This is a genomic window from Streptomyces sp. NPDC002884 (assembly GCF_040295245.1).
Classification (GTDB): Bacteria; Actinomycetota; Actinomycetes; order Streptomycetales; family Streptomycetaceae; genus Streptomyces.
The window spans coordinates 97,707-103,765 of sequence record NZ_JBEOVB010000016.1; the positions used below are offsets into that span (position 1 = coordinate 97,707).

At 72.2% G+C, this 6,059-nt stretch carries 6 protein-coding genes; all 6 read left to right on the plus strand.

Annotated elements, in window-relative coordinates; translation table 11 throughout:
• Positions 1–389 precede the first annotated feature (389 nt).
• From ABT070_RS28255 to ABT070_RS28280, 6 genes are read left to right on the plus strand one after another with little or no spacing between them, the layout of a single operon-like run.
• A complete protein-coding gene (locus ABT070_RS28255; RefSeq protein ID WP_351764692.1) occupies positions 390–1,991 on the plus strand; it encodes an ATP-binding protein in 1,602 nt (533 codons plus the stop codon).
• A complete protein-coding gene (locus ABT070_RS28260; protein WP_020126464.1) occupies positions 1,988–2,395 on the plus strand; it encodes a roadblock/LC7 domain-containing protein in 408 nt (135 codons plus the stop codon). The genes ABT070_RS28255 and ABT070_RS28260 overlap by 4 nt, the downstream gene beginning before the upstream one ends.
• Positions 2,392–2,739, plus strand: a complete 348-nt coding sequence (locus ABT070_RS28265; RefSeq protein WP_351764693.1) for a DUF742 domain-containing protein — start codon at positions 2,392–2,394, stop codon at positions 2,737–2,739. Before ABT070_RS28260 ends, ABT070_RS28265 begins: the two co-directional genes overlap by 4 nt.
• Positions 2,720–3,346, plus strand: a complete 627-nt coding sequence (locus tag ABT070_RS28270) for a GTP-binding protein (protein ID WP_451101689.1) — start codon at positions 2,720–2,722, stop codon at positions 3,344–3,346. The genes ABT070_RS28265 and ABT070_RS28270 overlap by 20 nt, the downstream gene beginning before the upstream one ends.
• Positions 3,343–4,560: a cytochrome P450 gene (locus ABT070_RS28275; protein ID WP_351764694.1), complete on the plus strand. Its 1,218-nt coding sequence runs from the start codon at positions 3,343–3,345 to the stop codon at positions 4,558–4,560. Before ABT070_RS28270 ends, ABT070_RS28275 begins: the two co-directional genes overlap by 4 nt.
• 2 nt (positions 4,561–4,562) lie before the next feature.
• On the plus strand, positions 4,563–5,798 hold the full coding sequence (locus ABT070_RS28280) for a cytochrome P450 family protein (protein ID WP_351764695.1): 1,236 nt from the start codon (positions 4,563–4,565) through the stop codon (positions 5,796–5,798).
• The last annotated feature ends 261 nt before the right edge of the window (positions 5,799–6,059 follow it).

The following is a 6,059-nucleotide window of genomic DNA, read 5'->3' on the forward strand; positions in this document are numbered from 1 at the left end:
AGGCAGGCGCATGAGTCGCACGAGAGCGCGTACGGCGGCGCTGCCTCTCCTGCCGAGGCGAGGCTTCCGACCCGGCCGCTCGACTTGCTCGGTCCGCTCAGCCCGCTCGGTCCACGCAGTCCGCTCGGTCCGCTCGGTCCGCACAGCCCGCTCAAAGAATCTCTGGTCAGCCGGGGGAGGAGGCCGTCGAAGGGCTTCGTCCGGCGTCGGCACAGCGCGTCCCTTGAAGGGGAGTTTGCGAACTCTGCTGGTCGAACACTGTTCGGGGTGATCGAAACTCTCGTATAGTGACGCCCGGTTGATCACCGACTACAAACTTCTGTGCATTATCTGCCCCTTAGGACAACACAAGGGTCGCGTTCCCGAGCGGCCACCCGAGGACCTGAGCGATGACCGCGCCCGCCCCTTCCGGCGACCGATCCACCATCCGATCGCTGCTTCCCCTACCCCTGCTGACCGCCGCCCTCTCCGCCCTTGCCGTCATAGGGACCGTCACGTCCGTACCCGAGTCGGCGCGGGCGCTCGTGGGCAGCGGCGGCGCCATCGCCGCGGTTCTGCTGTGCGTGGCCGTCGGCTTCGCCGTGCACGCGCGGCGCGCCGGGCGCTCCGTACGTGCCGCGCTGCTGACGGCGACCGCCGAGGCCGAGCGCGCCGCCCAGGAGCGCGACCTCCAGGCGGAGCGATGGCGCCGCGAACACCAACGGCACACCGACGCCACCGCACACGAACGAGCCCGGCTCGCCGAGGAGTTCACCAGGGAACGCGCCGTGCGCGCCCAGGACTCCGAGGCCGAACGGGTCCGGCTCGCGGCCGAGGTGCGCAGGCTCTCCGAGCAGCTCGACCGTGCCCTCGGCGACCGCGACACCGCGATCTCCGCGACCGCCAACGCCGCGGCCAGGATGCAGGCGCTGGCCACCGGCACCCTGGCCGACCTGCGCGCCATGGAGGAACGGCACAGCGACGAGGACGTCCTCGCCGATCTGCTGCACCTGGACCACCGCACCGCCCAGGCCGGCCGTCTCGCGGACTCCGTCGCCGTCCTCACCGGCGCGCGTTCGGGACGCCGTTGGGCGCGCCCCATCTCCATGGAGTCCGTTCTGCGCGGCGCCATGGGCCGGATCAGCGGCTACCAGCGCATCCGCCTGCACTCCGTCAGCGACACCGCGGTGGCCGGACACGCGGCCGAGGGCGTGATGCACGCGCTCGCCGAAGTGCTGGACAACGCCGCGAACTTCTCGCCTCCCAACGCCGAGGTGCACGTCTACGTCGAGGAAGTGCCGGCCGGCGCCATCGTCTCGGTGGAGGACAGCGGGCTCGTCATGAGCGACGTCCAGCTGCGCCGCGCCGAACAGGCCGTCTCCGGCGACGCGGGCGGACTCGGCGGACTCACCGGCACCCGGCTCGGTCTCGCCGTCGTGGGACGCCTCTCGCGCAAGCACGGCATGAAGGTGTCCTTCCGGCCCTCCGCGCGCGGCGGCACGGGTGTGCTGATGCTCATCCCGCAGGACATCCTCACCGTGGCCCCGTCCCCCGTGCGACGGCCCACGGACCCGCCCGCGCGCAGCACCCCGACGCGCGCCCCGCAGTCGGACCTCGACGCACCCGCTTCCGCCGAAGCCGCCACGCCTGCGGAGCAGGTCCGGCCCCAGGGGGAGACCGGCGCCGACGCCCCGCAGACGGCCGACGCCCCGCAGACGGGCGACGGGCTGCCCAAGCGCCGGCGCGGCCGCACCCTGGCCGCGGCCGAGGGCGCACGCGCCGCCGCCCAGAGCGCCGAGCGCCGTACGGACCCGCCCGAGGACATCCGCACCCGCGCCAATCGCTTCGGCGCCTTCCGCCAGGCGGTGCGCGCCGCCGGCCCGGCGGAGCGCACGGGCGGGCACCCGCTGCCGGCCGCACCCGACGACCCGCACGCCACGCCGTCCCCGCAGACCGAGACGGCTCCCGGCAGTCCCACCTCCTCGCACCCGGAAGGCGACACCACCTCATGACCGGCACGACCACCGCCGACGAGAAGCTCACCTGGCTCATAGAAGGACTCCTTGAGCGCACCCCGGGCGCCCGGCACGCCCTCGTGCTCTCCCGCGACGGGCTGAAGCTGTGCCGTACCCCGGAACTGACGGTCGACCAGGCCGACCAGCTCGCCGCGATCGCCGCCGGTATCCAGTCGCTGTCGCACGGCGCCTCGGTCGAGTTCGGCGACGGCAGCGGGGGCGTGCGTTCCTCGATGACCGAGTTCTACGGCGGAACGCTGTTCATCGTGGAGGCCGGTGAAGGCGCGCACCTGGCCGTGGTCACCACCGAGGAGGCCGAACCCGGACTCGTCGGACACAACATGAGCGAGCTGGTGGAACAGCTCGGCGAACACCTGACGGCCCCGCCCCGCACGGCGTGAAGCGCCCAGGCAGGGACGACGCTCCCGACCGGCTCTACACCCTCACCGGGGGACGCAGCCGCTCGGGGCCCGACAGTCCCTTCGACCTGGTGACGCTGGTGGTGGCCGAGAGCGACGCGACCGTCGGCATGCAGTCCGAGCACGCGGCGGTGCTCAGGCTGACGCAGGCGCCCACCGCCGTGGTGGAGGTCGCCGCCGAACTGGGGCTTCCCGTGAGCATCACCAAGATCCTGCTGTCCGACCTGCTCGCCGCGGGCCGGGTCAGCGCCCGCCACCCCCGCAACTCCGCCCTTCCCGATCCCGACGTCTTGGAGCAGGTGCTCGTTGGACTCCGCAACCTCTGACGTGCGCACCCCCCTGGGTGCCACCGCCGACAACGGTCTGAAGATCGTGGTCGTGGGCGGCTTCGGCGTCGGAAAGACGACCATGGTCCGTTCGGTCAGCGAGATCCGTCCCCTCAACACCGAGGAGACGATGACGAGGGCCGGCGAGGCGGTCGACGACATCAGCGAGATCCGCGGGAAGACCGCGACCACGGTGGCCTTCGACTTCGGCCGGATCACCCTCGACGAGCGCAACGTGCTGTACCTCTTCGGCGCGCCCGGCCAGGAACGCTTCTGGTTCCTGTGGGACCGGCTGTTCTCCGGAACCCTCGGCGCGGTCGTCCTGGTCGACACCCGTCGCATCGACGATTCCTGGTACGCGATCGACCGTCTGGAGCGCCACGGCACGCCGTTCATCGTGGCCTGCAACGACTTCGGCGGCCCCCGGCACGCGCACAGCGACGTCCGCGAGGCCCTCGACCTCGATCCGCAGGTGCCCCTGATCGACTGCGACGCCCGTACCCGGGAGTCCAGCAAGCAGGTCCTCATCACGCTCGTCCAGCACATCCAGAGCCGGTACGCCGGGCAGAGGGCCCACACCGCCGCTTCACCACGGGAGTTCGTGTGAGCACCGACGCCGTACCGCTCAGCGGTCCGCGCTTCCAGACCGATCCCGCCCGGCTGTACCGGGAGATGCGCGCGCAGCACGGCGCCGTCACCCCGGTCCTGCTGGACGGCGGCGTCCCGGCCTGGCTCGTCCTCGGCTACCGCGAACTGCACCAGGTCACGGGCGACCCCGTCCTGTTCAGCCGCGACTCGGAGCTGTGGAACCAGTGGGACACGATCCCCGGCGACTGGCCCCTGCTGCCGATGATCGGCCGCAAGCAGCCGTCGATCCTCTACACGGTCGGTGAACGGCACCGCGAACGGGCCGCCATGATCAGCAACGCGCTGGAGGCGAGCGACCCGACCCGGCTGCGCCGCCACGCGGAGCGGTTCGCCGACGAACTGATCGACGCGCTGTGCGCCGAGGGCACGGCCGATCTCATCGGCCAGTACGCCATGCTGCTGCCGGTACGCGTCCTGGCGCAGCTGTACGGCTTCGCCGACGAGGACGGCCCGGGCCTCGTCACCGCGCTGAACGACATGATCGACGGCCGGGAGCGGGCCCTCGCCGGACAGAGCCATCTGGCCACCTCCATGGGCGAGCTGCTCGCCGCGCGCCGGGCCGCGCCCGCCGACGACGTCGTCTCGCGCATGCTGGCCGACCCCGCCGGTTTCACCGACGAGGAGATCGCCCAGGACCTCATGGTGATGATGGCGGCCGGTCACCAGCCCACCGCCGACTGGATCGGCAACTCGCTGCGGCTGATGCTCACCGACGGTCGTTTCGCCGCCTCGCTCTTCGGCGGCCGCAACAGCGTCGCGGAGGCGATGAACGAGGTGCTCTGGGAGGACACGCCCAGCCAGAACATCGCCGGCCGCTGGGCGTCGCGGGACACCCACCTCGGCGGACAGCACATCCGGGCCGGAGACCTGCTCCTCCTCGGCCTCCAGGCGGCCAACTCCGACCCCCAGGTGCGCCCCGTCGGAGACGACCTCACCGGCGGCAACAACGCCCACTTCTCCTTCGGCCACGGCGAGCACCGCTGCCCGTTCCCGGCCCAGGAGATCGCCGAGGTGGTCGCCCGGACGGGGATCGAGGTCGTCCTGGACCGGCTGCCCGACATCGACCTCGACGTCCCGGCCGATTCGCTGACCCGTCGCCCCTCGCCCTGGCTGCGCGGGCTGACGGAACTGCCCGTGCGGTTCACCCCCACCCCTGCCCTGGGAGGCAACTGATCATGACGTCCGGAACCGAAGAGCTGCGGATTCCCCTGGATCCGTTCGTCACCGACCTGGACGGGGAGAGCGCCAAGCTGCGGGCGGCGGGACCGCTGGCCGCCGTCGAACTGCCCGGAGGGGTCCCGGTGTGGGCGGTCACCCGGCACGCCGAGGCCCGGGCGCTGCTGACGGACCCCAGGCTGGTCAAGGACATCGACGTGTGGGGCGCCTGGCAGCGCGGCGAGATCCCGTCCGACTGGCCCCTGATCGGCCTGGCCAACCCCGGCCGCTCCATGCTGACCGTGGACGGCTCCGACCACCGCAGGATGCGCGGCCTCGTCGCCCAGGCACTCACCCCGCGCCGGGTGGAGGCGATGCGGGAGCGGATCACGGAGCTCACCGGGCGACTGCTGGACCGGCTGCCCGCCGACGCCGACGTCGTCGACCTCAAGGCGGAGTTCGCCTACCCGCTGCCGATGTACGTCGTCGCCGACCTCATGGGCATCGAGGAGAGCCGGCTGCCGCGGCTGAAGGTGCTCTTCGAGAAGTTCTTCTCCACCCAGACCCCGCCCGCGGAGGTCGTCGCCACCCTCGTCGAACTGGCGGGGATCATGGCCGAGACCGTCGCCGCCAAGCGCGCCGAGCCCGGTGACGACCTGACCAGCGCGCTCGTCCTGGCCTCGGAGGACGGTGACCGTCTCACCGACGAGGAGATCGTCTCCACGCTCCAGCTCATGGTCGCCGCAGGCCACGAGACCACGATCTCGCTGATCGTCAACGCCGTCGTCAACCTCTCCGCCCACCCCGACCAGCGGGCACTCGTCCTGTCGGGCGCGGTGGACTGGTCCGCGGTGATCGAGGAGACCCTGCGCTGGTCGACGCCGACGTCGCACGTGCTGATCCGGTTCGCGACCGAGGACGTGCCGGTCGGCGACCGGGTCATCCCGGCGGGCGACGCCCTCATCGTCTCCTACGGCGCGATAGGCCGCGACGAGGAAGCGCACGGCCCCTCGGCCGGCGACTTCGACATCACCCGTGAGACACGCACCCGCCACATCTCCTTCGGCCACGGCCCGCACGTCTGCCCCGGCGCCGCCCTGTCCCGGCTGGAGGCGGGAGTGGCACTGCCCGCGCTGTACGCCCGCTTCCCCGGGCTGGACCTGGCGGTGGCACCGTCGGCCCTGCGCAACAAGCCCGTGGTGACCCAGAACGACCTCTTCGAGCTCCCCGTACGGCTCACCTCCTCGGCCGTCTGACGCGCTCTCGAGCGCCACTTCCGCACCCGTGCATCCGTACGGCCGTGCTGCGAGGAAGAGACAGGTGACGCGCTCCCGTCCCGTGACCCCCCGAGCCGGGACGGGAGCCGTCCCGCCGGGCCGAGCGGGACCTTCGACCTCGGCCCCGAGACGGGCACCAAACTGCGGCCGGTACGGCCGGTACGGCCGGTACGGCCGGTACGGCCGGTGCGGACCAGGATCCGGTCCCCGGTGGCTTTGCGGATGCGGCCCAGGGAACGG